Origin of the sequence: Cronobacter dublinensis subsp. dublinensis LMG 23823 (assembly GCF_001277235.1) — a bacterium.
GTDB lineage: Bacteria > Pseudomonadota > Gammaproteobacteria > Enterobacterales > Enterobacteriaceae > Cronobacter > Cronobacter dublinensis.
Genome location: NZ_CP012266.1, coordinates 1,750,252 through 1,775,906, shown reverse-complemented (window position 1 = coordinate 1,775,906; position 25,655 = coordinate 1,750,252). Strand labels below are relative to the sequence as shown.

23 protein-coding genes are annotated in these 25,655 nt (G+C 58.2%); 8 read left to right on the top strand and 15 right to left on the bottom strand.

Annotated elements, in window-relative coordinates; translation table 11 throughout:
- Nucleotides 1-15: 15 nt before the first annotated feature.
- Nucleotides 16-1,245 (bottom strand): peptidase T, encoded by a 1,230-nt coding sequence (gene pepT / locus AFK67_RS08120; RefSeq protein WP_038872786.1) that lies wholly within the window; start codon nt 1,243-1,245, stop codon nt 16-18.
- Nucleotides 1,246-1,532: 287 nt separating this feature from the next.
- On the opposite strand from pepT, the gene potA reads away from it, so the two are divergent.
- From potA to potD, 4 genes are read left to right on the top strand one after another with little or no spacing between them, the layout of a single operon-like run.
- A complete protein-coding gene (gene potA, locus AFK67_RS08115; protein WP_038883850.1) occupies nt 1,533-2,681 on the top strand; it encodes a spermidine/putrescine ABC transporter ATP-binding protein PotA in 1,149 nt (382 codons plus the stop codon).
- Nucleotides 2,665-3,522, top strand: coding sequence for a spermidine/putrescine ABC transporter permease PotB (gene potB / locus AFK67_RS08110; RefSeq protein ID WP_007711321.1), 858 nt, complete (start codon nt 2,665-2,667; stop codon nt 3,520-3,522). Before potA ends, potB begins: the two co-directional genes overlap by 17 nt.
- Nucleotides 3,519-4,331 carry a spermidine/putrescine ABC transporter permease PotC gene (potC, locus tag AFK67_RS08105; protein ID WP_007711323.1) on the top strand — a complete coding sequence of 271 codons (813 nt, stop codon included), beginning with the start codon at nt 3,519-3,521 and terminating at the stop codon, nt 4,329-4,331. Before potB ends, potC begins: the two co-directional genes overlap by 4 nt.
- Complete coding sequence (potD, locus tag AFK67_RS08100) at nt 4,328-5,374, top strand: spermidine/putrescine ABC transporter substrate-binding protein PotD (RefSeq protein WP_007711325.1); 1,047 nt, start codon at nt 4,328-4,330, stop codon at nt 5,372-5,374. Before potC ends, potD begins: the two co-directional genes overlap by 4 nt.
- 124 nt (nt 5,375-5,498) lie before the next feature.
- Here potD and cobB read toward each other — a convergent pair whose 3' ends face one another.
- From cobB to lolC, 5 genes are read right to left on the bottom strand one after another with little or no spacing between them, the layout of a single operon-like run.
- Complete coding sequence (cobB, locus tag AFK67_RS08095; RefSeq protein ID WP_007711341.1) at nt 5,499-6,323, bottom strand: Sir2 family NAD+-dependent deacetylase; 825 nt, start codon at nt 6,321-6,323, stop codon at nt 5,499-5,501.
- Nucleotide 6,324: 1 nt separating this feature from the next.
- A complete protein-coding gene (nagK, locus tag AFK67_RS08090; protein ID WP_007711343.1) occupies nt 6,325-7,245 on the bottom strand; it encodes an N-acetylglucosamine kinase in 921 nt (306 codons plus the stop codon).
- Nucleotides 7,246-7,260: 15 nt separating this feature from the next.
- Complete coding sequence (gene lolE / locus AFK67_RS08085) at nt 7,261-8,505, bottom strand: lipoprotein-releasing ABC transporter permease subunit LolE (RefSeq protein ID WP_038883853.1); 1,245 nt, start codon at nt 8,503-8,505, stop codon at nt 7,261-7,263.
- Nucleotides 8,506-9,210: a lipoprotein-releasing ABC transporter ATP-binding protein LolD gene (lolD, locus tag AFK67_RS08080; RefSeq protein WP_007711349.1), complete on the bottom strand. Its 705-nt coding sequence runs from the start codon at nt 9,208-9,210 to the stop codon at nt 8,506-8,508.
- Nucleotides 9,203-10,402, bottom strand: coding sequence for a lipoprotein-releasing ABC transporter permease subunit LolC (gene lolC / locus AFK67_RS08075; RefSeq protein ID WP_038883855.1), 1,200 nt, complete (start codon nt 10,400-10,402; stop codon nt 9,203-9,205). Before lolC ends, lolD begins: the two co-directional genes overlap by 8 nt.
- A gap of 140 nt (nt 10,403-10,542) precedes the next feature.
- On the opposite strand from lolC, the gene mfd reads away from it, so the two are divergent.
- A complete protein-coding gene (mfd, locus tag AFK67_RS08070) occupies nt 10,543-13,989 on the top strand; it encodes a transcription-repair coupling factor (protein WP_038883857.1) in 3,447 nt (1,148 codons plus the stop codon).
- 133 nt (nt 13,990-14,122) lie between these two features.
- Complete coding sequence (gene ldtC, locus AFK67_RS08065) at nt 14,123-15,097, top strand: L,D-transpeptidase LdtC (protein ID WP_007711359.1); 975 nt, start codon at nt 14,123-14,125, stop codon at nt 15,095-15,097.
- A gap of 62 nt (nt 15,098-15,159) precedes the next feature.
- On the opposite strand, the gene bhsA is transcribed toward ldtC, so the two are convergent.
- Complete coding sequence (gene bhsA / locus AFK67_RS08060; RefSeq protein WP_007711362.1) at nt 15,160-15,417, bottom strand: multiple stress resistance protein BhsA; 258 nt, start codon at nt 15,415-15,417, stop codon at nt 15,160-15,162.
- Nucleotides 15,418-15,668: 251 nt separating this feature from the next.
- On the opposite strand from bhsA, the gene AFK67_RS08055 reads away from it, so the two are divergent.
- On the top strand, nt 15,669-16,298 hold the full coding sequence (locus tag AFK67_RS08055; protein ID WP_032966327.1) for a TetR/AcrR family transcriptional regulator: 630 nt from the start codon (nt 15,669-15,671) through the stop codon (nt 16,296-16,298).
- Between the two features lie 632 nt (nt 16,299-16,930).
- On the opposite strand, the gene AFK67_RS08050 is transcribed toward AFK67_RS08055, so the two are convergent.
- The 8 genes from AFK67_RS08050 to hinT form a co-directional block, all read right to left on the bottom strand.
- A complete protein-coding gene (locus AFK67_RS08050) occupies nt 16,931-17,470 on the bottom strand; it encodes a glycine zipper 2TM domain-containing protein (RefSeq protein WP_007711376.1) in 540 nt (179 codons plus the stop codon).
- Between the two features lie 186 nt (nt 17,471-17,656).
- The gene (locus tag AFK67_RS08045; protein ID WP_032966330.1) at nt 17,657-18,961 is read right to left on the bottom strand and encodes an NAD(P)/FAD-dependent oxidoreductase; all 1,305 of its coding nucleotides are present in this window, start codon (nt 18,959-18,961) and stop codon (nt 17,657-17,659) included.
- A 237-nt stretch (nt 18,962-19,198) separates the two neighbouring features.
- Nucleotides 19,199-19,741, bottom strand: a complete 543-nt coding sequence (gene ycfP, locus AFK67_RS08040) for an alpha/beta hydrolase YcfP (RefSeq protein ID WP_007711381.1) — start codon at nt 19,739-19,741, stop codon at nt 19,199-19,201.
- Nucleotides 19,742-19,780: 39 nt separating this feature from the next.
- On the bottom strand, nt 19,781-20,803 hold the full coding sequence (gene nagZ, locus AFK67_RS08035) for a beta-N-acetylhexosaminidase (RefSeq protein WP_007711384.1): 1,023 nt from the start codon (nt 20,801-20,803) through the stop codon (nt 19,781-19,783).
- The gene (gene thiK / locus AFK67_RS08030; protein WP_038883859.1) at nt 20,791-21,639 is read right to left on the bottom strand and encodes a thiamine kinase; all 849 of its coding nucleotides are present in this window, start codon (nt 21,637-21,639) and stop codon (nt 20,791-20,793) included. The genes nagZ and thiK overlap by 13 nt, the downstream gene beginning before the upstream one ends.
- Nucleotides 21,617-22,282, bottom strand: coding sequence for a penicillin-binding protein activator LpoB (lpoB, locus tag AFK67_RS08025; RefSeq protein WP_032966332.1), 666 nt, complete (start codon nt 22,280-22,282; stop codon nt 21,617-21,619). The genes thiK and lpoB overlap by 23 nt, the downstream gene beginning before the upstream one ends.
- 8 nt (nt 22,283-22,290) lie before the next feature.
- On the bottom strand, nt 22,291-22,665 hold the full coding sequence (locus AFK67_RS08020) for a YcfL family putative periplasmic lipoprotein (RefSeq protein ID WP_007711392.1): 375 nt from the start codon (nt 22,663-22,665) through the stop codon (nt 22,291-22,293).
- A 1-nt stretch (nt 22,666) separates the two neighbouring features.
- The gene (gene hinT / locus AFK67_RS08015; RefSeq protein ID WP_007711395.1) at nt 22,667-23,026 is read right to left on the bottom strand and encodes a purine nucleoside phosphoramidase; all 360 of its coding nucleotides are present in this window, start codon (nt 23,024-23,026) and stop codon (nt 22,667-22,669) included.
- Nucleotides 23,027-23,373: 347 nt separating this feature from the next.
- Between hinT and fhuE the strand changes: the two genes are divergently transcribed.
- Entirely contained in the window at nt 23,374-25,575 is a 2,202-nt protein-coding gene (gene fhuE, locus AFK67_RS08010) for a ferric-rhodotorulic acid/ferric-coprogen receptor FhuE (RefSeq protein WP_050569280.1), read from the top strand.
- The last annotated feature ends 80 nt before the right edge of the window (nt 25,576-25,655 follow it).

Sequence of the window (25,655 nt, the reverse complement as noted above, 5' to 3'; positions counted from 1 at the left end):
GCTTACCGCGCGCCCTCACCCCGCCCGTTGGGCGGTTAACTCGGCGATGCGCACAATCACGCGCACTGCTTTCTCCATGCCTTCAAGCGTCGCGAACTCGTGTTTGCCGTGGTAATTGTACCCGCCGGTGAAAATGTTCGGGCACGGCAGGCCCATAAACGACAGCTGCGCGCCGTCGGTGCCGCCGCGAATCGGTTTCATCTGCGGCTCGATGCCGCAATCCACCATCGCCTGACGCGCAATCTCGATGATATGCGGATGCTCGGCCACTTTTTCACGCATATTGTAATAGCTGTCTTCAATCGCGAGCTCGATGTAACAATCCGGGTGCAGCCCTTTACCAACCTCTTTGGCTATCTCCATCATACGACGCTTACGCGCCTCGAAATTCTCGCGGTCAAAATCGCGGATGATGTAATGCATCTCGGCGCGATCCACCGAGCCTTTCATGGTGTGCAGATGGTAAAAGCCTTCATACCCTTCGGTGCACTCCGGGCTCTCATCGGCGGGCACCTTCGCATGAATGCGCGCCGCCAGCGACAGCGCGTTCACCATCACGCCTTTGGCGGTGCCGGGGTGGACATTGTTGCCGACAATTTTAATGGTCACCGACGCGGCGTTGAAATTCTCATACTCCAGCTCGCCGATGCCGCTGCCATCCATCGTATACGCCCAGCGCGCGTCAAACGCCCCGACGTCGAAATGCTTCGCGCCTTTGCCTACTTCTTCGTCCGGCGTGAAGGCGACGCGGATATCGCCGTGGGGAATATCGCTCTGCGCAAGGGTCGCCATCGCGGTCATGATCTCCGCCACGCCCGCTTTATCGTCGGCACCGAGGAGCGTTTTGCCGTCTGTCGTGATAAGCGTATGGCCGAGCAGTTGATGCAGCACCGGGAACATCACCGGCGACAGGATCTCCTCGCCAGTGCCGAGCGCGATATCCCCGCCGCGGTAGTTTTCGACAATCTGCGGGTTCACGTTTTTCGCGGTGAAATCGGGCGACGTATCCACATGAGCAATGAATCCAATGGGCGGAACGGGTTTATTAACATTCGACGGCAGCGTACCGGTCAGCGTGCCGTGCTCGCTCAGCACCACCTGGGTCATCCCCAGGGCTTCCATCTGGTTTTTCAGCAGGTTTAACAGCTTCCACTGGCTTTCGGTGCTGGGAACATGCTTCACCCCGGCCCGTGACTGGGTATCCATCGTGACATATTGCAGGAAACGCTCGAGTAATTTATCCATGTTCTCACCCCCTGTTATTTTGTGACGTCATTATCATTAAGCATTAAAAGACAAATATTGTTTCAGGTCACCTTATACCCGGCGAAGAGGAATAATCCTGCCGGGAAAAAAGGAGTAGCCGCTCCGTATACGCCTTCGTGAATGAAAGCCCGCGAAAAACGCGCGAAACCGCCAGGAAAGCGTCTGTGGCATTGGCGATTTCAATGGTTTGCCGTAGAATGCCTGCCCTTATCACGTGCCAGACCCAAAGGTGGTTCATCACAAACCCCGCATCCGGTTTCTTCTTGATGCGTTTTTTACGGGACAGAGTAAAAAAATTGAATACACAGCCGCGCTCGCTTTCCCCGCTTCTACAACTGGCGGATATCGGGAAAAGCTTTGATGGTAAAACCGTCATTTCTGATTTCTCACTGACCATCAATCATGGTGAATTCCTGACGCTTCTCGGCCCTTCCGGCTGCGGTAAAACGACCGTGCTGCGCCTTATCGCGGGCCTTGAGAATGCTGACGCCGGGCGAATCACCCTCGATTCGCAGGACATCACCGACGTTCCCGCCGAACATCGCCACGTGAATACCGTTTTCCAGAGTTACGCCCTCTTCCCGCATATGACGGTATTTGACAACGTCGCCTTCGGCCTGCGGATGCAGAAAACGCCTGCCAGCGAGATAGCGCCGCGCGTGATGGATGCCTTAAAGATGGTGCAGCTTGAGGAATTTGCCCAGCGCAAACCGCATCAACTTTCCGGCGGCCAGCAACAACGTGTGGCTATCGCCCGCGCGGTGGTGAATAAACCCCGCCTGCTGCTGCTCGATGAATCACTCTCCGCGCTCGACTACAAACTGCGCAAACAGATGCAGAACGAGCTAAAAGCGCTGCAGCGCAAGCTGGGCATTACGTTTGTGTTCGTGACCCACGATCAGGAAGAAGCGCTGACCATGTCCGATCGCATCGTGGTGATGCGCGACGGGCGCATCGAGCAGGACGGCACGCCGCGCGAAATCTACGAAGAGCCGAAAAACCTCTTCGTGGCGAGCTTTATTGGCGAAATCAATATCTTTGAGGCGACGGTGATTGAGCGCGTCGACGCACAGCGCGTGCGGGCGAACGTGGAAGGCCGCGAGTGCGTGCTGTATGTCAGTTTCCCGGTCGCCGATGGCCAGAAGATCAAGGTGCTGCTGCGCCCGGAAGATCTGCGCGTTGAGGAGATCAACGACGAAGGCGAGGCCGACGGTCTGATAGGCTTTGTGCGCGAGCGCAACTATAAGGGCATGACGCTGGAGTCGGTCGTCGAGCTGGAAAACGGCAAAATGGTGCTGGTCAGCGAATTCTTTAACGAAGATGACCCGGATTTCGACCACTCGCTCGACCAGAAAATGGCCGTGACATGGGTGGAAAGCTGGGAGGTGGTGCTGGCCGATGAAGAGCTCGCGTAAATTCCAGAATATCGTGATCGCCACGATCGTCGGCTGGCTGGTGCTGTTTGTGTTCCTGCCCAACCTGATGATCATCGCCACCAGTTTCCTGACCCGCGACGACGCGCATTTCGTAAGCCTGGTGTTTACGCTTAATAACTACGCGCGCCTGCTCGACCCGCTCTATTTTGAGGTGCTGCTGCACTCGCTGAATATGGCGCTGCAGGCGACGCTCGCGTGTCTGGTGCTCGGGTATCCGTTCGCGTGGTTCCTGGCGAAGCTCCCGGCGAAGGTGCGCCCGCTGCTGCTGTTCCTGCTGATTGTGCCCTTCTGGACCAACTCGCTGATTCGCATTTACGGGTTGAAGCTTTTTCTCAGCACGCGCGGCTATCTGAACGAGTTCCTGCTCTGGCTCGGGGTTATCGACACGCCGGTGCGCATCATGTACACCCCATCGGCGGTAATTATCGGCCTGGTTTATATCCTGCTGCCGTTTATGGTGATGCCGCTCTACTCCAGCATTGAGAAGCTCGATAAGCCGCTGCTGGAAGCCGCGCGCGATCTCGGCGCCAGCAAGCTGCAAACCTTCGTGCGCATTATTCTGCCGCTGACGATGCCGGGCATTATTGCCGGGTGCCTGCTGGTGATGCTGCCTGCGATGGGGCTGTTTTATGTCTCCGATCTGATGGGCGGCGCGAAAAACCTGCTTATCGGCAACGTCATCAAGAGCCAGTTCCTCAACATCCGCGACTGGCCATTTGGCGCGGCGACCAGCATTACGCTGACGCTGGTGATGGGTCTGATGCTGCTGGTCTACTGGCGCGCCGCGCGCCTGCTTAACAAGAAGGTAGAGCTGGAATGATGGGTCGACTGCTGCGCGGCGGTTTTATGACCGCCATTTACGCTTATCTTTACATCCCGATCGTTATTCTGATTGTGAACTCGTTCAACAGTTCGCGTTTCGGCATTAACTGGCAGGGCTTTACCACCAACTGGTACAGCCTGCTGATAAATAACGACAGCCTGTTGCAGGCGGCCCGGCACTCGCTGACCATGGCGGTGTTCTCCGCCACGTTTGCGACCGCTATCGGCGCGCTGACGGCGGTAGCGCTTTATCGCTACCGGTTTCGCGGCAAACCGTTTGTCAGCGGCATGCTGTTTGTGGTGATGATGTCGCCGGATATCGTGATGGCGATTTCCCTGCTGGTGTTGTTTATGCTGGCGGGCATTGAGCTCGGGTTCTGGTCGCTGCTCTTTTCACACATCACGTTCTGTCTGCCGTTCGTGGTCGTGACCGTCTATTCGCGCCTTAAAGGCTTTGATGTGCGGATGCTGGAGGCGGCGCGTGACCTGGGCGCCAGTGAAATCACTATCCTTCGCAAAATCATCCTGCCGCTCGCGATGCCTGCCGTGGCCGCAGGCTGGCTGCTGAGCTTTACGCTGTCGATGGATGACGTGGTGGTCTCGTCGTTTGTGACGGGGCCGGGTTATGAAATTCTGCCACTGAAGATTTATTCGATGGTAAAAGTGGGCGTGTCGCCGGAAGTGAACGCGCTCGCCACCATTTTGCTGGCGCTGTCGCTGGTCCTGGTACTGGCAAGCCAGCTGCTGCTTCGCGATAAAACCAAAAGCCTGCCTCGCCAGGCCTTCAACTCAGGGGACGTAAAATGAAACAATGGTCACGCCACCTGCTTGCAGCGGGTGCTCTGGCGGTCGGCATGAGCGCCGCGCAGGCTGACGACGGTAAAACGCTCTACTTTTACAACTGGACCGAGTATGTGCCGCCAGGCCTGCTGGAGCAGTTCACCAAAGAGACCGGCATCAAGGTTATCTATTCGACCTATGAATCGAACGAGACCATGTACGCCAAGCTGAAAACCTATCAGCAGGGCGCGTACGATCTGGTGGTGCCGTCCACTTACTTTGTCGACAAGATGCGCAAGGAAGGGATGATCCAGAAGATAGACAAGAGCAAGCTGTCGAACTTTCATAACCTGGATCCGGCGATGCTGAACAAGCCGTTCGACCCGAATAATGACTATTCCGTACCCTATATCTGGGGGGCGACAGCCATCGGCGTGAACAGCGATGCGATCGATCCCAAAAGCGTGACGTCCTGGGCGGATCTCTGGAAGCCGGAATATAAAGGCAGCCTGCTGTTGACCGACGACGCGCGCGAAGTGTTCCAGATGGCGCTGCGTAAGCTCGGGCTTTCCGGCAATACCACCGACCCGAAAGAAATTGAAGCGGCGTACAACGAGCTGAAAACGCTGATGCCGAACGTGGCGGCGTTTAACTCCGACAACCCGGCGAACCCGTATCTTGAAGGCGAAGTGAATCTTGGCATGGTGTGGAACGGCTCCGCGTGGGTCGCGCGTCAGGCCGGCGCGCCGCTGGAGGTAGTCTGGCCGAAGGAAGGCGGGATTTTCTGGATGGACAGTCTGGCCATTCCGGCGAACGCGAAAAACGTCGAGGGCGCGCATAAGCTGATTAACTTCCTGCTGCGCCCGGACGTGGCCAAACAGGTGGCTGAAACCATCGGCTACCCGACGCCGAACCTCGCCGCCCGCAAGCTGCTCAAAAAAGAGGTGGCGGAGGATAAATCGCTCTACCCGGACGAGGCGACCATTCAGAAAGGCGAATGGCAGAACGACGTCGGCGACGCGAGCGCGATTTATGAGTCGTATTACCAGAAGTTAAAAGCGGGACGTTAACGTTTATCGGGGTGACAAGGTGGGTGCGCTGCGCTTACCCACCCTACGCAGAATAAGACCGTTATGTGAGTTTTAGGGCGGGTAAGCGCCAGCGCACCCGCCGTTTCCCTCTGACACCGCTGGCTCAAAGCCCTTTCAGCAGTTTCTCAACATACTCCGGCACCACCTGGCTTGCGAGCCCGTAATGCTTCTCTTCGAATTCGCTGCCGACCTGACTCGGTTCGAGATTTAACTCAACCGTATGCGCGCCCTGCAATTTCGCTTCGTGTACGAAACCGGCGGCCGGGTAAACATGCCCGGAGGTGCCGATGGCGATAAACACGTCGGCATGCGCCAGCGCCTCGTAAATCCGGTCCATGCCGAGTGGCATCTCGCCGAACCACACCACGTGCGGGCGCAGCGGCGCGGGGAACTGGCAACAGTGGCACTTATCGGCGGGCGTCACGTCGCCGGTCCACTCCAGCACCTGCCCGCTCTGCGAACAGCGTACCTTCAGCAGTTCGCCATGCATATGCACCACATTTTTATTGCCGGCGCGCTCGTGCAGGTTATCGATATTCTGGGTTATCAGCAAAAAGCGGTCGCCGAACGCCTCCTCCAGCCGCGCCAGCGCCAGATGCGCCGCGTTGGGCTTAATCTCCGGCTGCTGGAGCTGACGCCGCCGGGCGTTGTAAAAATCCTGCACCAGCTGCGGATTGCGCGCGAAACCTTCCGGCGTCGCCACATCCTCCACCCGATGCTCTTCCCACAGCCCGTCGGCGGCGCGGAAGGTGCGAATGCCCGACTCCGCCGAGATACCCGCCCCGGTTAACACAACCACCACAGGTTTATTCATCTCTTCAGGTACCATAATTCTGTCCCGGAAAAAAATTCGCTGGCGCAGCCGCTCGCGCAGCCGACGTTTATTCTTTCGAAACCGGCCCAGCCGGTGCAGACGACGCGATTGCATTTCAACTCCGTGAGCGTGTGAGATGGAGAAAAGCCGCGCCACGCATACCGCCTGCATCGCCATGACGTGCTTGCTCAATGCGTGGCACTTTCGCCACAGGCAGCAGATGGGCGGGCAGCTTCTCTGAGAGCGCCGTCGTCAGATGCGCAAACCCCGACAACCCGCCGCCCAGCACCACCAGGTGCGGATCCAGCACCGTGAGGAGGCTTGCCACACACACCGCCAGCAGGTCAGTGTAGCGCTCCACATGCGCCTGCGCCTGTGCATCACCCTGATGCCAGCGCGCAATAATTTCCGGCGCGTCCAGTGATTGATGGTAGAAGTGTTGCCAGAGCCATGCAAAGCCCCGGCCCGAAAGATAGTTCTCAATGCAGCCATGCTGACCGCAGCCGCAGCGAAGAAGCGGGATATCGCGCCCGAGGATCGCGAGCGCGTCCACCGGCAGCCGAATGTGCCCGAACTCGCCCGTGATAAAGCTGCGCCCGGTCACCGGTTTGCCGTCAACGATAACCCCGCCGCCGACGCCGGTGCCAAGAATAAGCCCCATTACCACCGGGTAAACGCGAAAGTCGTCATCCCAGGCTTCGGAGAGCGCGAAACAGTTGGCGTCGTTATCGATACGCACCTCGCGCCCAAGCCGCGCGCTGAGGTCGCGTCGCACCGCCCTGCCGCTGGCGGCGGGCAGGTTGGCCGCATAAAGCAGCCCGTCGTCGGTTTCAGGAATACCGGGAATGCCGACGCCAACGTGACCCGCGGCGCCGAAGCGGGAGTCCGCGTCGTTCACCAGGGCGGCGATAGCGTCAAGGAAATTCTCGTAACTGTCGTGCGGCGTCGCGACGCGGGTTTGCCATTGCAGGCGCCGCGCGTCATCGTACACCCCGAGGGCGATTTTGCTGCCGCCAATGTCAAACCCGTAATACATCCGCCGCTCCCTGATTTATTGCCCGCTCAGCACCCGCGCCGGGTCGATGCGGCTTGCGCGCCGCGCCGGATACCAGCTCGCCAGCAGGCTCAGCACCAGCGCCGTGACCAGCACATACACCACGTCCAGCGCGTGCAGTTCTGACGGCAGGAAGTCGATAAAATAGATATCGCCGGAGAGAAAATGATGGCCGATCAGTTTTTCAATCACGTGAATAATCGCGGTCAGCTGCCAGGACGCCAGCACGCCGACCACCACGCCGCTGACCGAGCCGAGCAGGCCCGCGAGCAGCCCGTACCAGACGAAAATCGCGCGGATCAGGCCGTCTTTCGCGCCGAGCGTGCGCAGCACCGCGATGTCGCTGCTTTTATCTTTCACCGCCATCACCAGCGTGGAGACGATATTAAAGCAGGCGACGCCTATCACCAGCACCATCGCCAGGTACATAATGGCGCGGATCATCTGGATATCGCGATACATATAACCGTAGGTGTTGATCCAGCTTTTGATGTAAACGTAGGCATCGGTGACCTGGCCTGCGTCACGCACCAGCTGGTTTGCGTTGAAGACATCTTTAACCTTAATGGCGATACCCGTGACACTGTCACCTAAGTTCAGATACCCCTGCGCATCGGCCAGCGGCACCATCGCGAAACTGTGATCGAGCTGGCCGCTTAGCTGCAGAATGCCCGCCACCTGCAAACGCACGCGTTTTGGCTGTAGCAGCTTATGGTCGTCGTCGGAATTGGGGATCATAATGGAAAGCCAGTCGCCCTGCTTCACCTTCAGCGCATCCGCAACGCCTTTCCCGATAATGATTTGCTGTTTGCCCGCCTGGAAACTCTGCCAGGCGTTATTCTGCACATAGCGCGGCAACGCGCTCAGGCGCTGCTCCTGCGCCGGGTCGACGCCTTTGACCTGAATGGCGCGCAGGTTCGCCCCGCTCTCTACCAGCCCGGTAAAGTTGACGTAGGGCGCTGCCGCGACAATGCCGTCGACTTTCTCAATGCGCGTCACGGCCTGCTGCCAGCCACGCCACGGCTGGTCGACCGGCTCAATTTCGCCGTGTGGCACCACCGCCAGAATGCGATTATTCAGCTCGCGCTCAAACCCATTCATAGCGCTTAAGCCCACAATCAGCACCGCCACGCCAAGCGCAATACCGACGGTCGAAATCACGGAAATCAGCGACACCATGCCGCTGCGCCGACGGCCCCGGCTAAAACGCAGGCCAATCAGTAACGATAACGCGGAACCCATTTACGCCCTCCCCATCAGGGTCAGTTCAGGGTTCAGATGCCCGTCGCGCATCTCCAGCTGACGCGAGAGACGCTTCGCCAGTTGCAGATCGTGCGTCACCACAAGAAACGCGGTGCCCTGGGTTTTGTTAAGCTCGCCAAGCAGATCGAAAATGCTGTCGGCATTGCGCGCATCGAGGTTGCCGGTCGGTTCATCCGCCAGCACCAGACGCGGGTTATTCACCAGCGCGCGTGCGATGGCGACGCGCTGACGCTCGCCACCGGAGAGCTCCGACGGGCGATGGCTGCTGCGGTGCGCGAGCCCCACGGCGTCAAGCATCGCCAGCGCCCGGCGCTCGGTCTCCGCCTTCGGCGCTTTACCGATAAGCAGCGGCATCGCCACGTTTTCCATCGCGGTGAAATCCGGCAGCAGGTGGTGGAACTGGTAGATAAAGCCGAGCTCGCGGTTACGCAGTTCGGCTTTGGCCGAGGACGAGAGCGTGCTGAGCGGTCGCCCGCTGAAAATCACGTCGCCGGAGGTCGGCGTGTCGAGCCCGCCTAACAGGTGCAGCAGCGTACTTTTGCCGGAGCCGGAGCTCCCGACAATCGCCATCATTTCGCCCGCGTCGATGCTGAAGCTGACGTTGTGCAACACATCCGTTTGCACTTTGCCTTCCTGGTAGCGTTTGCACAGGTTGTCGCACTGTAACAGCACAGAATTACTCATAACGTAAAGCCTCAGCGGGTTCGGTGGCGGCGGCGCGCCAGGAAGGATAAAGCGTGGACAACAGCGCGACGGCCATCGCCGCCAGCGCAATCCCGATGACCTGCAACGGTTCGATAACGACCGGCAGCGCCGCGCCGTCAAGGAACGCGCCGATGACCGGCATCAGGTTATTCAACTGACTGGCGAGCAGCGCGCCGAGCAGCGCGCCAAAGAGCGCGCCGATGACGCCCGCGCTCGCGCCCTGCACCATAAACACCGCCATGATCTGACGGCGCGTCAGCCCCTGGGTTTGCAGAATCGCTACCTCGCCCTGCTTCTCCATCACCATCAGCCCAAGCGAGGTGATGATGTTAAACGCAGCGACGGCGACGATGAGGCTCAGCAGCAGGCCCATCATGTTTTTCTCCATGCGCACGGCCTGAAACAGCTCGCCCTTGCGATCGCGCCAGTCGTGCCATTCAGTACCCGCCGGTAGCGTCTGCTGGCTCAGCACATCGACCTTGAGCGGCTCGTTCAGCCACAGCCGCCAGCCGGTGATGTTGCCCGCCGGGTAGCGCATCAGGCGCGAGGCGTCCTGGATATTCACCAGCATCTGATAGCCGTCCACTTCACTGTTGGCGGCGAAGGTACCGATGACGGTAAAGAGACGCTGGCTCGGCAGTCGACCCATCGGCGTAAACTGGCTTGCCGACGGCACCATCAGGCGCAGCTGATCGCCGCGCTTGACGCCAAGCTGGCCCGCAAGCTGTTCGCCGAGAATGATATTGTATTTCCCGGCGGCCAAATCCTGCTGTCTGACGTTCACCAGATACGGCGTCAGCGGGTCACGCAGCGTCGGATCGATGCCCAGCATCACGCCGACCGCCACGCTGCGGGCGCTTTGCAGCACCACATCCCCGGTGGTCAGTGGCGCAACGCGGTTAACGCCCTGTAAGTGGAGGCTGTCAGCAGGCAGCTGCTGCGGATTGACGGAGCCTTTAGATGCGCTGACTACCGCCTGCGGCATCAGCCCGAGAATGTTGTTCTGCAGTTCACGCTCGAAACCGTTCATCACGGAGAGCACTGTCACCAGCGCCAGCACGCCAAGCGTGATGCCAATAGTGGAGAGCCAGGAGACGAAGCGGCCGAAGCGGTCTGCTGCACGCCCGCGCATATAGCGCAGGCCGATAAATAACGCGACAGGTTGATACATGAAATCCGTCTTGTACGGTTGCTAATGCAAAGTGATCAACGATAATAAAGCCCAGATCTGATTTATGGAACCACTAACCCACTCTGTCGCCGGGTTTTTATCCCGGACACGCGGCACAACCGGAGCACGCTTCGCCTTCTATGCCTGAACAATATCGTTACACTCTGCCCGTCAAAGCGGGCGATCAGCGTCAACTGGGTGAACTTACCGGCGCGGCCTGCGCCGTCGAGGTGGCGGAAATGGCGGAACGCCACGCCGGCCCGCTGGTGCTTATCGCGCCGGATATGCAAAACGCCCTGCGTCTGCACGATGAAATTCAACAGTTTACCGAAAGCCTGGTGATGAACCTCGCCGACTGGGAGACGCTGCCTTACGACAGCTTCTCGCCGCATCAGGAAATTATCTCCTCGCGCCTCTCGACACTCTACCAGTTGCCGGGCATGCAGCGCGGCGTGCTGATCCTGCCGGTGAACACGCTGATGCAGCGCGTCTGTCCGCACAGCTTTTTGCACGGCCACGCGCTGGTGATGCAAAAAGGCCAGCAGCTCTCACGCGATACGCTGCGCACTCAGCTTGACCAGGCGGGTTACCGTCATGTGGACCAGGTGATGGCGCATGGCGAATACGCCACCCGCGGCGCGCTGCTCGATCTCTATCCGATGGGCAGCGAGCAGCCCTACCGCATCGACTTTTTCGATGACGAAATCGACAGCCTGCGGTTGTTTGACGTCGACACCCAGCGCACGCTGGAAGAAGTCGAGGCCATAAACCTGCTGCCGGCGCATGAATTCCCGACCGACAAAGCGGCCATTGAACTGTTCCGCAGCCAGTGGCGCGACCGTTTCGAGGTGAAACGCGACCCGGAGCATATTTATCAGCAGGTGAGCAAAGGCACCCTGCCCGCCGGGATCGAATACTGGCAGCCGCTGTTTTTCAGCGAGCCGCTGCCGCCGCTGTTCAGCTATTTCCCGAAAAACACGCTGGTGGTAAGCACAGGCGATCTCGAAGCGAGCGCTGACCGCTTCTGGGCCGACGCCGTGGCGCGTTTTGAGAACCGCGGCGTTGACCCGATGCGTCCGCTGCTGCCGCCGGAAGAACTCTGGCTGCGCACCGATGAGCTTTACGCGCAGCTGAAAGCCTGGCCGCGCGTGCAACTCAAAACCGAAGCGCTCGCCGATAAAGCCGCGAATACCAACCTCGGCTATCAGCCGCTGCCGGATATCGCCGTCCAGGCCCAGCAGAAAGCGCCGCTCGACAGCCTGCGCCGTTTTCTTGAATCGTTCACCGGGCCGGTGATTTTCTCGGTGGAGAGTGAGGGCCGCCGCGAGGCGCTCTCTGAATTGTTGTCGCGCATTAAAATCGCGCCGAAGCGCCTGCTGCGTCTGGAAGATGCCGCCGACGGCGGCTGCTACCTGAGCATCGGCGCGGCGGAGCGCGGGTTTATCGACACCCTGCGCCACCGGGCGTTTATCTGCGAAAGCGATCTGCTGGGCGAGCGCGTGACGCGCCGCCGCCAGGAGAGCCGCCGCACCATTAACCCGGACACCCTTATTCGCAACCTGGCGGAGCTGCGCCCCGGCCAGCCGGTCGTGCATCTGGAGCATGGCGTTGGCCGTTATGCCGGGCTGACGACGCTGGAAGCGGGCGGCATTACCGCTGAATATCTGATGCTCACCTATGCCGGTGACGCGAAATTGTATGTGCCGGTCTCGTCGCTGCATCTGATTAGCCGCTATGCGGGCGGCGCGGAAGATAATGCGCCGCTGCATAAGCTTGGCGGCGATGCCTGGAGCAAAGCGCGCCAGAAGGCGGCGGAGAAAGTGCGCGACGTGGCGGCCGAGCTGCTGGATATCTACGCCCAGCGCGCCGCCAAAGCCGGGTTCGCCTTTAAGCATGACAAAGAGCAGTACCAACTCTTCTGCGAAGGCTTCCCGTTTGAGACGACGCCCGATCAGGCGCAGGCCATTAACGCGGTGCTGAGCGATATGTGCCAGCCGCTGGCGATGGATCGTCTGGTCTGCGGCGACGTGGGCTTTGGTAAAACCGAAGTGGCGATGCGCGCGGCGTTCCTCGCCGTCGAGAACAATAAACAGGTGGCGGTGCTGGTGCCCACCACCCTGCTGGCCCAGCAGCATTACGACAATTTCCGCGACCGTTTCGCCAACTGGCCGGTGCGCATTGAGCTGCTGTCGCGTTTTCGTAGCGCCAAAGAGCAGGCGCAGGTGCTGGAGCAGGCCGCTGAGGGGAAAGTCGATATTCTTATCGGCACTCACAAGCTGTTGCAGAGCGACGTGAAGATGAAAGATCTGGGGCTTCTCATCGTCGATGAAGAGCACCGCTTCGGCGTGCGTCACAAAGAGCGTATCAAGGCGATGCGCGCCGACGTTGATATCCTGACGCTTACCGCGACGCCGATTCCGCGCACGCTTAACATGGCGATGAGCGGCATGCGCGATCTGTCGATTATCGCCACGCCGCCCGCGCGTCGTCTGGCGGTAAAAACCTTCGTGCGCGAGTATGACAACCTGGTGGTGCGCGAGGCAATCCTGCGTGAAGTGCTGCGCGGCGGGCAGGTCTATTACCTTTACAATGACGTTGAAAATATTCAGAAAGCCGCCCAGCGGCTGGCGGATCTGGTGCCGGAGGCGCGTATCGCCATCGGCCACGGCCAGATGCGCGAGCGCGAGCTGGAGCGGGTGATGAACGATTTCCACCACCAGCGCTTCAACGTGCTGGTCTGCACCACGATTATCGAAACCGGTATCGATATTCCGACCGCCAACACCATTATCATCGAGCGCGCCGACCACTTTGGTCTCGCGCAGCTGCACCAGCTCCGTGGCCGCGTGGGCCGTTCGCACCATCAGGCTTACGCCTGGCTGCTGACGCCGCCGCCGAAGGCCATGACCACCGACGCGCAGAAACGTCTCGAAGCTATCGCCTCGCTGGAAGATCTGGGCGCCGGTTTTGCGCTGGCGACGCACGATCTGGAAATTCGCGGCGCGGGTGAACTGCTGGGCGAAGATCAGAGCGGCCAGATGGAAACCATCGGCTTCTCGCTCTATATGGAACTGCTGGAAAACGCCGTCGATGCGCTGAAAGCCGGTCGCGAGCCGTCGCTTGAAGATCTCACCAGCCAGCAGACCGAAGTGGAGCTGCGGATGCCCTCGCTGCTGCCGGAAGCCTTTATCCCGGACGTCAACACGCGCCTGTCGTTCTACAAGCGCGTTGCCAGCGCCAAAAAAGAGCAGGAGCTTGAAGAGATCAAAGTCGAGCTTATCGACCGCTTTGGCCTGCTGCCGGATCCGGCGCGCAATCTGCTGGATATCGCCGCCCTGCGCCAGCAGGCGCAGAAGCTGGGCGTGCGTAAAATCGAGGCAAACGAGAAAGGCGGCACCATTGAGTTTGCCGAGAAGAACCATGTTGATCCGGGCTGGCTTATCGGTCTGCTGCAAAAAGAGCCGCAGCATTACCGCCTCGACGGTCCGACGCGCCTGAAGTTCTTCCGCGAGCTTGACGAGCGTAAAACCCGTATGGAGTGGGTGCGTCAGTTTATGGCGCAACTCGCCGAGCACACCCTGCCGTAATCCACCACGCCCCGCTCAGGGGCGTAACTTTACAATCCTTTGCAATCGTCCAGGGTTTCCCTGGACGAACCCCCGCCATACTTCTCTCTTTATCGATAAATTACAAAAACTTCTCGGCCTTTGGGATCTGTAAATGAAAAGAGAAAATGCGCGTTTTACCCGCTGGCTGTCCTGGCTGGCTTTCGCCGCGAGCGTGACGCTTGGCGCAAGCCACGCGATGGCGAATACGTACCCGCTACCGCCGCCTGGCAGTCGGCTTATCGGCGAAACCCTTTACCATACGGTCGCCGACGACGGCGGCTCGCTGGAAGCGATCGCCAAACGCTATAACGTCGGCTTTCTGGCGCTGTTGCAGGCCAATCCGGGCGTCGACCCGTATGTGCCGCGCGCGGGCAGCGTGCTGACTATTCCGCGCCAGATGCTGCTGCCGGACGCGCCGCGCGAAGGCATTCTGATAAACCTCGCCGAACTGCGGCTCTACTACTTCCCGCCCGGCGAAAACAGCGTCACTGTCTACCCGATAGGCATCGGCCAGCTTGATGGCGACACGCTGACGCCTACGATGCAAACGTCGGTCTCGCAAAAACGCGCTAACCCCACCTGGACCCCGACCGCCAATATTCGCGCGCGCTATAAAGCCCAGGGCATTGACCTGCCGCCGGTAGTGCCTGCCGGGCCGGATAACCCGATGGGCCATCACGCGATCCGTCTCGCGGCTTACGGCGGCGTGTATCTTCTGCACGGTACGAATGCGGATTTCGGTATCGGGATGCGCGTAAGCTCCGGCTGTATCCGCCTTCGCGATGACGACATCAAACATCTGTTCCGCGTGGTGCCGGTCGGGACGCGCGTGAATATTATCAATGCGCCGGTGAAAGCGTCGGTCGAACCGGACGGACGTCATCTGGTGGAAGTGCATCAGCCACTGTCAAAACGGATTGAGGACGATCCGAAGACGCTGCCGATTGTACTGAACGCGGCGCTGACGGCGTTCCAGTCTGCGCCGCAGACCGACCGGGACGTCATGGAGCACGCGCTGCTCCTGCGTTCCGGCATACCGGTCAACGTCACCACGCACTCGCCAGAACCCGCCCCTGACGCCATCTGAGCCCGGAACGAAAAAAGGCCCTGTCCAGTGACAGGGCCTTATGCTGTGTAAAGCGCTTCGGCTTATTTATAAATAACCGCCGTGCCGTGCAGGGTGTTCGGGCCATTTGCCGACGTGATGCGGAAGGATTTCGCACCGGCTTCATCCGCTTTTTGCGCCAGCTCAGCTTCCAGCGACGACAGGTTAGTGCCAGCGGTGGCGGAGATAGTACCGACTTTCTGCTGGCCTGCAGGGGTTGACTGGACCTGGACTGCAGCAACGCTTGCGAATGACAGTGAACTCAGGATGGCGGCGGCGAATAGCATGTTGACGTTTTTCATAGGGTAACCTTTTTTATCAGTAAGACGGACAGGTAACAGTGGGTCGTTAAGATTATTTAATTAACGATCGATAGTAAAATGATAGTTGTGATCTGCATCACCTGTCAATATTATTCTTAACGATCGTTATTTTAATGTTATCTTCACGCCTCACCGGCCATGAAAACCACATCCGGCGCGGTTTTGCTGGTACTCCCGAGGCAAAAAGGGGTATTTTGGAGGCAGGTTTGATAAAGAGGTTAAACGGCACCATGACAACAGACACCCAAAGTTGTGCAAAAAAAAGCCGTGGCCGACCGAAAGTGTTCGACAGGGAAGCGGCGCTTGATAAGGCCATGGCACTATTCTGGCAGCACGGCTACGAAGCCACGTCGCTGGCGCATCTGGTCGAAGCGACTGGCGCCAAAGCGCCGACGCTGTACGCGGAGTTCACCAATAAAGAGGGGCTGTTCCGCGCCGTACTCGACCGTTATATCGCGCGTTTTGCGCAGCAGCAGGAGACGCTGCTGTTTCGCGCCGATAAACGCGTCGGAGAAGCGCTGTACGACTATCTCTGCGCGGTGGCAAACTGCTTTGCCAGCAAAGAGACGCCCGCAGGCTGCTTTATGGTGACGACGTCCGCGGCGCTCGCCGCATCGTCAGACGAGATCGCCGCCACGCTCAAGGCGCGTCACACGCAGCGCGAAGCGATTCTGCTGCGTTTTCTGAGCGAGCGGCAGGCCCAAAACGAAATTCCGCAAGAATGCAACCTGCCCGCCCTGGTACGCTTCATCAGTTGTCTGGTGCATGGTATGTCAGTGAGCGCGCGCGAAGGCGCCACGCAGGAAGAATTAATTCAAATTGTGAATATGACCATGCGGTTGTGGCCGCACCTCCTGTAAAGCACCCCACTGCCACCTGAGAGCGGCTCCTGCCGCTCTCTTTTTTCATATTAATTCCATGAATCATCGCCGTTTCGCTGAAGGCCCTTCTGTGCTGTTTATTAATAGGAAATAACTGGCAAATATATCCTCCAGAGTCGCTACTCTTTGATCGTCATAAAAATGATTATTCGTGTGCTAATTAATTAGCACCATCAATTATTAGAACTGGAGTTATTTACGTCATGAAGACGGGGCCATGCAGGGACGAGGACGTTTTTCCACACAGTATCCGTGGTGTATCAAGTTTCAAAGAGGGAAGACAAGAGACGCGTTTTGGCTATACACCTACAGAAGGAAGATGAAAATGGCTTTGCTATTACCATTATTTAAGGTGTTAATAGTAATAACATTGTTATTTGGCCTTTGGTTGTTCTGCGGTGGTTCTATTCTTTATGCATTTTTGTCAGTGCTGATCACTGGTTTTATTTTATTCAGACAACACAGTGCTATGTAATTCAAACGCTCATGCCTCGCCTTCAGTGACGCATGAGCGTTTTCGCTTTTGCGCGCCGTGAATCTAATCGGCAGACATAAAAAAGCCCCTCTGCCTGAGTGCAAGAGGGGCAATGGTGCGTAACGCTATTTTATTTTCAGGTTTTCTGATTCAGTACCAGCTGTCCGTTGCTGTCGAGCGGAATACGGCTGCCCGGATCGTTGTCCATACGGATTTTGCCCTGCTCTTCCCCGATGCGGTACGTCACGTCATAACCCAGCATTTTCTCTGATTTGTCATAGACGGTTTTGCAGCGCTGCTGCTGCGTGGTGTAGGTATCACCCTCCTGCAGATGGCCCTGGATCTGGTTGCCGGCATAGCCGCCGCCCAGCGCGCCCACGACCGTCGCGACATCTTTACCGCGCCCGCCGCCGAACTGATGGCCGATAACGCCGCCTGCGACCGCGCCCAGTACCGAGCCGGTCAGGCGGTTTTCATCCTGCACCGGACGACGGTGCGTCACGGTGACATTACGACATTCCTGACGCGGCGTTTTAACCGTCTCTTTAATCGGCGTGGCGGAAACCACCTGGGCATATTTCGGCGAAGGACTGAACACATCCAGACTGGCCACCGCCGCCACGCCCAGCGCAGCAACCACCCCAATACCGATACCCGCTAACATTGATTTATTCACAGGAATTCCTCCCGGCTGTGCAATTAGTAACAATTTTGCAATTGAGTAAGCGAATGGCAAATCAGAAAACGACTCAAAAAAAGGAATTAGCCGGGGCGAATCAGCGGATTGAGAGAAGTCTGAAGGGAAAGTGTGACGGAAATAAAATGTCATCCGCCCCTGCGTGCGCAGAGGCGGATGCGTTACTTAGTGCAGCTTCAGGCGCGGGCGGATCACCCTGTTGATGCTGCCTACCAGCATCATCAGGCCAGTTTTGAAATAGCCATGCAGCGCTATCTGGTGCATACGGTACAGCGAGATGTAAACAAAGCGCGCGATACGTCCTTCGATCATCATCGAGCCGCGCATCAGGTTGCCCATCAGGCTGCCGACGGTGGAGAATTTCGACAGCGACACCAGCGAGCCTTTGTCTTTATAGACGTATGGCTTGAGCGGCTTGCCTTTGATCTGCGCCAGGATGTTATCCAGCGCGCAGGTAGCCATCTGGTGCGCCGCCTGGGCGCGCGGCGGTACGAAGCCGCCTTCCGGACGCGGACAGGAGGCGCAGTCGCCAATGGCGAAGATATCCGGGTCGCGCGTGGTTTGCAGCGTCTGCTCGACGACCAGCTGATTGATACGGTTGGTTTCCAGGCCGCCAATCTCTTTCATAAAATCAGGCGCTTTGATGCCTGCTGCCCAGACCATCAGGTCAGCCTGAATGAATTCGCCGTCTTTAGTGTTGAGGCCATCGGCCTGAGCGCTGGTCACCATCGTGTTAGTGAGAACGCGCACGCCAAGCTTGGTGAGTTCGTTATGCGCGGCACCGGAGATACGCGGCGGCAGCGCAGGCAGAATACGTTCTCCCGCTTCCACCAGCGTCACGTTCAGCGCTTCGTTGGTCAGCCCTTTGTAGCCGTAGCTGTGCAGCTGTTTCACCGCGTTATGCAGCTCTGCGGAGAGCTCAACGCCCGTCGCGCCGCCGCCGACAATCGCGATATTCACTTTGCCGTTAGCGCCGAGGTTGGCGGAGTATTTCAGGAACAGGTTAAGCATTTCCTGATGGAAACGACGCGCCTGATGCGGGTTATCGAGGAAAATACAGTGATCCTTGACGCCAGGGGTGTTGAAGTCGTTGGAGGTGCTGCCGAGCGCCATGACCAGCGTGTCGTAAGGAACCTTGCGCTCTGCCACCAGCAGTTCGCCTTTTTCATCACGCAGTTCGGCAAGGGTAATGGTTTTCGCGTCGCGGTTGATGTCTACGACAGAGCCTAGCTGGAACTGGAAACCGTGGTTGCGCGCGTGCGCCAGATAGCTTAGCGCGTCGACGCCTTCGTCCAGCGAGCCGGTCGCTACTTCATGCAGCAGTGGTTTCCACAGGTGGCTATGATTGCGATCCACCAGCGTGACTTTCGCTTTTTTGCCGCGGCCCAGTTTATGACCGAGCTGCGTGGCGAGCTCCAGTCCGCCGGCGCCGCCGCCCACGATAACGATCTTTCTTAATGGCGTAGTCAACGTGACCCCCTTAAAGTGTTTAACTAATTGTTAATTCAAAGTTATTAAAAATAGCTTTTAATTAACAATAGTTTAGCAACATGGCCCACAACAGTGACGAGCATAACATGAACGGTGCATTGGTCATACCAAATTTGATGTACATCAATTTTTATGCATTAAAGATAAACAAAATGGGCCAGCTTTTGCGGCTGGCCCATCGGTGGGGGTAAAAGGATTTTGCGTGAGTAACGCGGATTAGCCGAGCGCTTTAAATGCTTTAATGCGCTGCAGGTGCGGCGAAATATTTTTAAACTTATGCGTCTGTTCTTCATCCCAGACGATTTCGTAATACTGATGCAGCAGTTCGGCAGAACGCTGGCTGTCGAGCGCCTCATCCTCGCGCGAGAGGATAGCCAGGCAGCGGTCGCGGTTTTTCTCACGAAAGTTCTCTACGCACTTGGTCGCGATGTCCAGATACTCTTCCGGCCTGTCGATTTTGCCTTCCATGTTTTCATACGGAAACAGGTTCGGGTTGAAGATAACCTGCCGAATGTCGCACAGAAACCCGATGCGTTCCGCCCAGAAACCGCCAAGCCCCACGCCGCAGATGAGCGGACGCTCGTCGACGTTCAGCTGCAGCATCTTGTCCACTTCGCGCAGCAGATGCTGCATGTCGTGTTTTGGATGCCGCGTGCTGTAACTGATAAGCCGCACATCCGGATCGATAAACTGCAGTTGCAGCACTTTCTCATGGTTACCCGGACTGTTTGAATCGAAACCGTGTAAGTAGATAATCATCGCATTTTCATCCCAGCGTAGCAGCTTCAGGGCAACGAATTACCCCGCCTTGTGCGTCTGCCAGCGCTCATGCAGCGCGGTAAGTTCACCGCTTACCTGCTTCCATCGCGCTGACGCCATCAGTTCCTGACGCGTAATTACACCTTTATGATACAAACGTGTAACACGTTCTGCTTTGATCGGCGACAGGTTATCCAGAACGCTAACGGCACCCTTACGATTATTACAGACCAGGATCATATCGCAACCGGCGTCCAACGCCGCCTGGCCACGCTGCGCATAGCTGCCGAGGATCGCAGCACCTTCCATTGAGAGATCGTCAGAGAAAATCACACCGTCAAAACCGAGTTCACCACGCAGCACCTGTTTAAGCCAGTAAGGCGACCCGCTGGCCGGCAGCGGATCGGCATCGCTATAGACGACGTGCGCGGGCATCACCGCATCGAGCATGTTGTAACTAATGAGCTCACAAAACGGCAGCATGTCGTGGCGGCGGATCTCCGCCGCCGGGCGCGGGTCGCGCGGCGTTTCTTTGTGGGAATCGGCGCTGACGGCCCCGTGGCCAGGAAAATGTTTGCCGGTCGCTTTCATGCCCGCGCTCTGCATACCGCTAATGAAACGCTTCGCCATCGCCAGCACATTTTCAGGCTTATCATGGAAAGCGCGCTCGCCAATCGCGGCGCTGAGGTGGCCGACATCCAGCACCGGCGCGAAGCTGATGTCGATATCCATCGCTATCATTTCACAGGCCATCAGCCAGCCCGCCTCCTGCGCCAGCTTACCGCCCTCTTCCATCCCCAGCAGCGCAGCGAAGCTCTGTGCCGCGGGCAGACGGGTGAATCCGTCACGAAAACGCTGCACGCGCCCGCCCTCCTGGTCTACGGCCACGACCAGATGGTTATGCGAACTTTCGCGGATCTGACGCACCAGCTCGCGCAACTGCTGCGGATCGTGATAGTTGCGGGTAAAGAGGATAAGCCCCCCCACCAGCGGATGCCCCAGAATTTCACGCTCTTCGGCATCAAGCTCAAAGCCTTCCACATCCAGCATTACCGGACCCATGTTTCTCTCCCTTCGTATTCGCTTCCCCGCAGCTGGCGCCAGGCCTCGTCTGCGAGTGTGATAAATTTGCGGTCGCCGGTTTCCTGAAAGCGGCGCTCATACCAGCCCGCCATCAGTAACCCGCTCCACGGACGCCAGCGTGCTACCTGGCGGCGCAACAACGTCGCGTCCATCAGGGCGCGTTGCGCGTAATCCACAAGCAGCGCCTCGCGCGTCGCGTCGTCGAGCCAGACGCAGGCAAGCTCCAGTGCCACGTCGCCATCTCCCGCATACTCCCAGTCGATGAGCCTCAGTTGCGTCTGCGCCTGGACCAGGTTGCCGGGATGAACGTCCATATGCAGCGGCGCAAGACGCAGCGGACGCGGCTCGCCGCGACGGCGCAGCCGGTGCAGCAGGCGTAGCCAGAAACGCGTGCGGCGCGTCGGCGCGCTCTGCTGCCAGTCGCGCATCAGCAGCGGCAGCAGTTCGATACGCCAGCCAAAGCAGCGCTGACGATGCAGATGATACAGCAGCGCGCCGAGTTGCGGCACCGGCGGCAGCGCGTCGTGGATGTCGCCCGGCAGAAAAGTGACTGCCAGCCAACCGTTGTCGCAGCGACGCGGGCGCGGCGCGAGCGTTGCGGGCAGCCGTTTCAGCGCCCGATACTGGCGTGGACTGCGCGCGCGGCTTGCGCGCGCGTCGCGGCGCACCACCAGCGTTTCGTCGTCGACAACAACACGCCAGGCACCGTCGCTCAGGCCCGGTAGCGCACAAACGACACCGGCGGCCGAAGCCGCCGGAAAACTCTGCTGTAAGAACCCTTCCAGGCTCAGATTACTGGGTTTGCTGAACGGCACCTTTACCCGACCAGATGATTTCGCCGGTCTGTACCAGCATCAGCTGCATTTGCAGCGTAGGGGCGTTCACATTCCCGCCGGCATTGGCGTAAAGCACATACTGCGCGCCTACATTGCGGGCGATGCCGATGGCTTTACTGCGCGAGCCCAGGCTGTCCTGCGGCGAGAGACCCAACTGCTGTTTCGCCATGGAGAGCTGCTGTGCGGAGACCAGCGTGAATTTGCCGTTGTTCGCCAGCGCGCCGCGCAGGGCTTCGGTGGCGGGGCCGGTTTGCAGCGAGCCGTTGGTACGGTTATTGACGCTGTCAACCAGCAGTACGCTGCCGGCATTCACGCCGCCTGCCTGCAACATTTTGCCGACCATCGGTGCCATCGCGCTGCTCCAGTCATAGGTGCGCGATTTAGGCTCCGGCGTGGCGTTTTCAGCCGGGTGCTCAATCGGGCCAGGCTGCGCCGGAACAGACGGCACGGAGGGCACAGTCGGCACCGGCTCGGACGGCGGCGGGACAGGCTGCGTGGGCTGCTGCGTGCCCGGCTGCGCTTCTTCAACCGGCGCAGGTTTTTGCTCGCCGGGTACAATACAGCCCGACAGCGCCAGGGCGACCGTCGCCAGCAGCGCATAGCGATACATTCTGTTCAACATTTCCCCCTTCAGAGATAGAGATAAAGACGGGCTTTGCGGGCTGCCAGATAGTCGGTCTGGCCGTTAACCGTCACGCGCCCCTGCGCCGGAATGACCACGGTCTGCGGTACTTCCAGCGGCTGGCCTTCCAGCCCGTGGGCGTCGTACCAGTAAAAGCGATAGTGGACGGTAACGGGCGCGTCTTTGTTATTGTAAATGGTGGCGGCGGCGCCAGGCCTGCCGTTTTGCAAAGAAAAGTCTGGTTTTTCAGCGGTTATGCCGGCGGCCAGCACGCTGGACTCCATCACCACCGCCTGATCGTCGCTGACGGGAATGGTAGGCGCAGAGTGGCAACCTGCCATCAGCAGCGCGGCCAGCAGCCAGCCTGTGCGAGCACGCCCCATATCAGACACCTTTATGCGCAAGCATCGGCCCCAGCGCATGGCCACCGACCAGATGCATATGGATGTGGTAGACCTCCTGCCCGCCGTGACGGTTGCAGTTCATGATCAGACGATAGCCGTCCTGCGCGATGCCTTCCTGCTGCGCGATTTTCGCGGCGGCGGTAAACAGACGACCGAGCGCCTGCTCGTGCTCTGCGGTGACGTCGTTGACGGTCGGGATCAGCACGTTCGGGACGATGAGAATATGGGTTGGGGCCTGGGGAGAAATATCGCGAAACGCCGTCACCAGCTCATCCTGATAAACGATATCGGACGGGATTTCGCGGCGAATGATTTTGCTGAAAATGGTTTCTTCGGCCATGGTTTTTTTCCTTCTTGGATAAACGTTAAGAGTATGAGCGAGATAATCGCTTCCTTTCAACCTTTGGCCCGGTTTTTCTTTATAAAGCGGAAGCTTATAGTGTATCCCCGCCCTGTTGTCGCGCCGCTTCGCTTGTTTTTCTTTTCCTTTCTTCTTCTCGTCGATTTGTAACGCGTCTTACATTTGTTTACACCGCAAAAACAAATGATTATAGTTCTCATTTTTATTGACACTGGAACGTTGTTTTAGTCCTGCGATTTCTGTTCATCAGGCCGGATGCCATTGATGAGAGTCGTAATTCCACAGCCTGATGCACAGCATCATTTTATTCTTTTTAAGGGCAACACATGGCTAAGCATGCACTTCGTCAGGGCGTCGTTCCGGCGTCTTCCCTTCCCTCTTTGCTGGCGTTAAGTATTGCCAGCGCGCTGGCGGCTCCGGCGGTTTACGCGGCGCCTGCGACCAACGACACCATTGTGGTCGACGCGGCTGCTGACAGCGGCACGCCTGATGAGTCGCAGGATTACAGCGTAAAAACCACTACATCCGGAACAAAAATGCTGCTGGTGCCGCGCGATATTCCGCAGTCGGTCAGCGTGATTAGTCAGCAGCGCATGCAGGATCAGCAGCTGAATTCGATTGAAGACGTGCTGGCAAACACCACGGGCGTCACCGCCTCGCGTATCGACACCAGCCGCACTAATTTCTTCGCACGCGGTTTCTACATCAGCAATTTTGCCTATGAAGATATGCCGACGTTCCTGGATAACCGCTGGAACTTTGGCGACACCGCGGGCGACACGGCGATTTATGACAAAATTGAGGTCGTGCGCGGCGCAGCTGGCCTGATGAGCGGCACCGGTAACCCTTCGGCTTACGTCAATATGGTTCGCAAACATGCGGACAGCAAAGAATTTAAAAGCAATGTGTCCGCCACTTACGGCAGCTGGGATAAACAGCGTTACGTGATGGATTTGCAGGCCCCGCTGGTGGAATCCGGTAACGTTCGCGGGCGTGTGGTGGCAGGTTATCAGGATAATGACAGCTGGGTGGAGCGTAACCACTATCGCAAAAAATTCATCTACGGCGTTATCGATGCCGACATTACCGATTCTACGCAGCTGTCGCTGGGTTATGACTACCAGGAAAGTGAAGAGGACAGCCCGACCTGGGGCGGTTTTCCTTCTCTTTACAGCGATGGCAGCCGCACGCATTTCCGCCGTGGTTTTAATACCGCGGCCGACTGGGCCTATTCTAACCTCGATTCCACCAAAATTTTCGCCAACCTGACGCAGCGCTTCGATAACGGCTGGGAAGCGAAAGTTAACGCGATGCATGCGGAAACCAATTTCGATAATCGCCTGATGTATATCGACGGATTCCCGGACAAAACGACCGGCCGCTATAACGCCGCCCTCTTTCAGGGCGCATGGGGCGGCTGGAACGTCGGCGAGCGTAAGCAGGATTCGGTCGACGCTTTTGTGCGCGGCGGGTATGAACTGGCGGGTCGCCAGCATGAAATGATGTTTGGCGGCAGCTACAGCCGCCAGCGTAACAACTACGACAACGCATACCCGGTGAATGATAATTTCGGCCTGATGGATGTCGGTAACATTCATAACTATAACGGCGACACGCTGGCTAACCCCACCTGGTCTGATTTCACGCTTTATCAGCGTGATGTTATCCGCCAGAAATCCGTTTATGCCGCAACGCGCCTCTCCCTTGCCGATCCGCTGCATCTGATTCTGGGCGCGCGCTATACCGAATGGAACGCGAAATACAATCTCGAACGTAAGCCGGATGAAATCCGCCGCAGCAAATCGGATGACATCACGCCTTACGCGGGCCTGATTTACGACATCGACGATACGTGGTCGGCGTATGCCAGCTATACCTCCATCTTCCAGCCGAGCGGCCAGCGCGATGTGAACAGCGAGTTCCTCGACCCGACGACCGGTAAAGCCTATGAAGCAGGGGTGAAAGCGGACTGGTTTAACACGCGCCTCACGGCGTCTCTTGCGGTATTCCGTATCGAGCAGGATAACGTGGCGGTGAACACCGGCGTGATTATTCCAGGCTCAGGTGGGCAGACGGCGTATGAATCCGTTGACGGCACCGTCAGTAAAGGCGTTGAGCTTGAGCTGAACGGCGCGCTGACCGATAACTGGCAGTTAACCTTTGGCGCGAGTCGCTACGTGGCTGAAGCGGGCGATGGCGTGGCCGTTAACCCGGACCAGCCGCGCACGACCATGAAGCTCTTCACGCGTTATCAACTGCCGATGTTGCCTGAACTCACCGTAGGCGGCGGCGCGCGCTGGCAGACCAAAACCTGGCAGGACATCGCGGGCCCGAATGGCGACACGCGTATCACCCAGAGCGGTTACACCGTGGTCGATCTGTTCACGCGTTATCAGGCGACGAAAAATCTCGCCGTGCAGGCAAACCTCAATAACGTCTTTGATAAAGAGTATTACGATTATCTCGGCACTTATGGTGTGTATGGCGAGCCACGTAATTTCTCCGTCACGGCGAGCTACAGTTTCTGATGACCATCGTGTTGTGATGGCATTAAACTAGAAAGGGAGCCCTGTGGCTCCCTTTTTTATTGCGATTCACCGTCTCGCGA

Excerpts from the sequence above, each read along its gene's own strand:
- pepT (WP_038872786.1), bottom strand. The coding sequence starts at position 1,245 with ATGGATAAATTACTCGAGCGTTTCCTGCAATATGTCACGATGGATACC.
- potA (WP_038883850.1), top strand. The coding sequence starts at position 1,533 with ATGCGTTTTTTACGGGACAGAGTAAAAAAATTGAATACACAGCCGCGC.
- potB (WP_007711321.1), top strand. The coding sequence starts at position 2,665 with ATGAAGAGCTCGCGTAAATTCCAGAATATCGTGATCGCCACGATCGTC.
- potC (WP_007711323.1), top strand. The coding sequence starts at position 3,519 with ATGATGGGTCGACTGCTGCGCGGCGGTTTTATGACCGCCATTTACGCT.
- potD (WP_007711325.1), top strand. The coding sequence starts at position 4,328 with ATGAAACAATGGTCACGCCACCTGCTTGCAGCGGGTGCTCTGGCGGTC.
- cobB (WP_007711341.1), bottom strand. The coding sequence starts at position 6,323 with ATGCAATCGCGTCGTCTGCACCGGCTGGGCCGGTTTCGAAAGAATAAA.
- nagK (WP_007711343.1), bottom strand. The coding sequence starts at position 7,245 with ATGTATTACGGGTTTGACATTGGCGGCAGCAAAATCGCCCTCGGGGTG.
- lolE (WP_038883853.1), bottom strand. The coding sequence starts at position 8,505 with ATGGGTTCCGCGTTATCGTTACTGATTGGCCTGCGTTTTAGCCGGGGC.
- lolD (WP_007711349.1), bottom strand. The coding sequence starts at position 9,210 with ATGAGTAATTCTGTGCTGTTACAGTGCGACAACCTGTGCAAACGCTAC.
- lolC (WP_038883855.1), bottom strand. The coding sequence starts at position 10,402 with ATGTATCAACCTGTCGCGTTATTTATCGGCCTGCGCTATATGCGCGGG.
- mfd (WP_038883857.1), top strand. The coding sequence starts at position 10,543 with ATGCCTGAACAATATCGTTACACTCTGCCCGTCAAAGCGGGCGATCAG.
- ldtC (WP_007711359.1), top strand. The coding sequence starts at position 14,123 with ATGAAAAGAGAAAATGCGCGTTTTACCCGCTGGCTGTCCTGGCTGGCT.
- bhsA (WP_007711362.1), bottom strand. The coding sequence starts at position 15,417 with ATGAAAAACGTCAACATGCTATTCGCCGCCGCCATCCTGAGTTCACTG.
- AFK67_RS08055 (WP_032966327.1), top strand. The coding sequence starts at position 15,669 with ATGACAACAGACACCCAAAGTTGTGCAAAAAAAAGCCGTGGCCGACCG.
- ycfP (WP_007711381.1), bottom strand. The coding sequence starts at position 19,741 with ATGATTATCTACTTACACGGTTTCGATTCAAACAGTCCGGGTAACCAT.
- nagZ (WP_007711384.1), bottom strand. The coding sequence starts at position 20,803 with ATGGGTCCGGTAATGCTGGATGTGGAAGGCTTTGAGCTTGATGCCGAA.
- lpoB (WP_032966332.1), bottom strand. The coding sequence starts at position 22,282 with ATGTTGAACAGAATGTATCGCTATGCGCTGCTGGCGACGGTCGCCCTG.
- AFK67_RS08020 (WP_007711392.1), bottom strand. The coding sequence starts at position 22,665 with ATGGGGCGTGCTCGCACAGGCTGGCTGCTGGCCGCGCTGCTGATGGCA.
- hinT (WP_007711395.1), bottom strand. The coding sequence starts at position 23,026 with ATGGCCGAAGAAACCATTTTCAGCAAAATCATTCGCCGCGAAATCCCG.
- fhuE (WP_050569280.1), top strand. The coding sequence starts at position 23,374 with ATGGCTAAGCATGCACTTCGTCAGGGCGTCGTTCCGGCGTCTTCCCTT.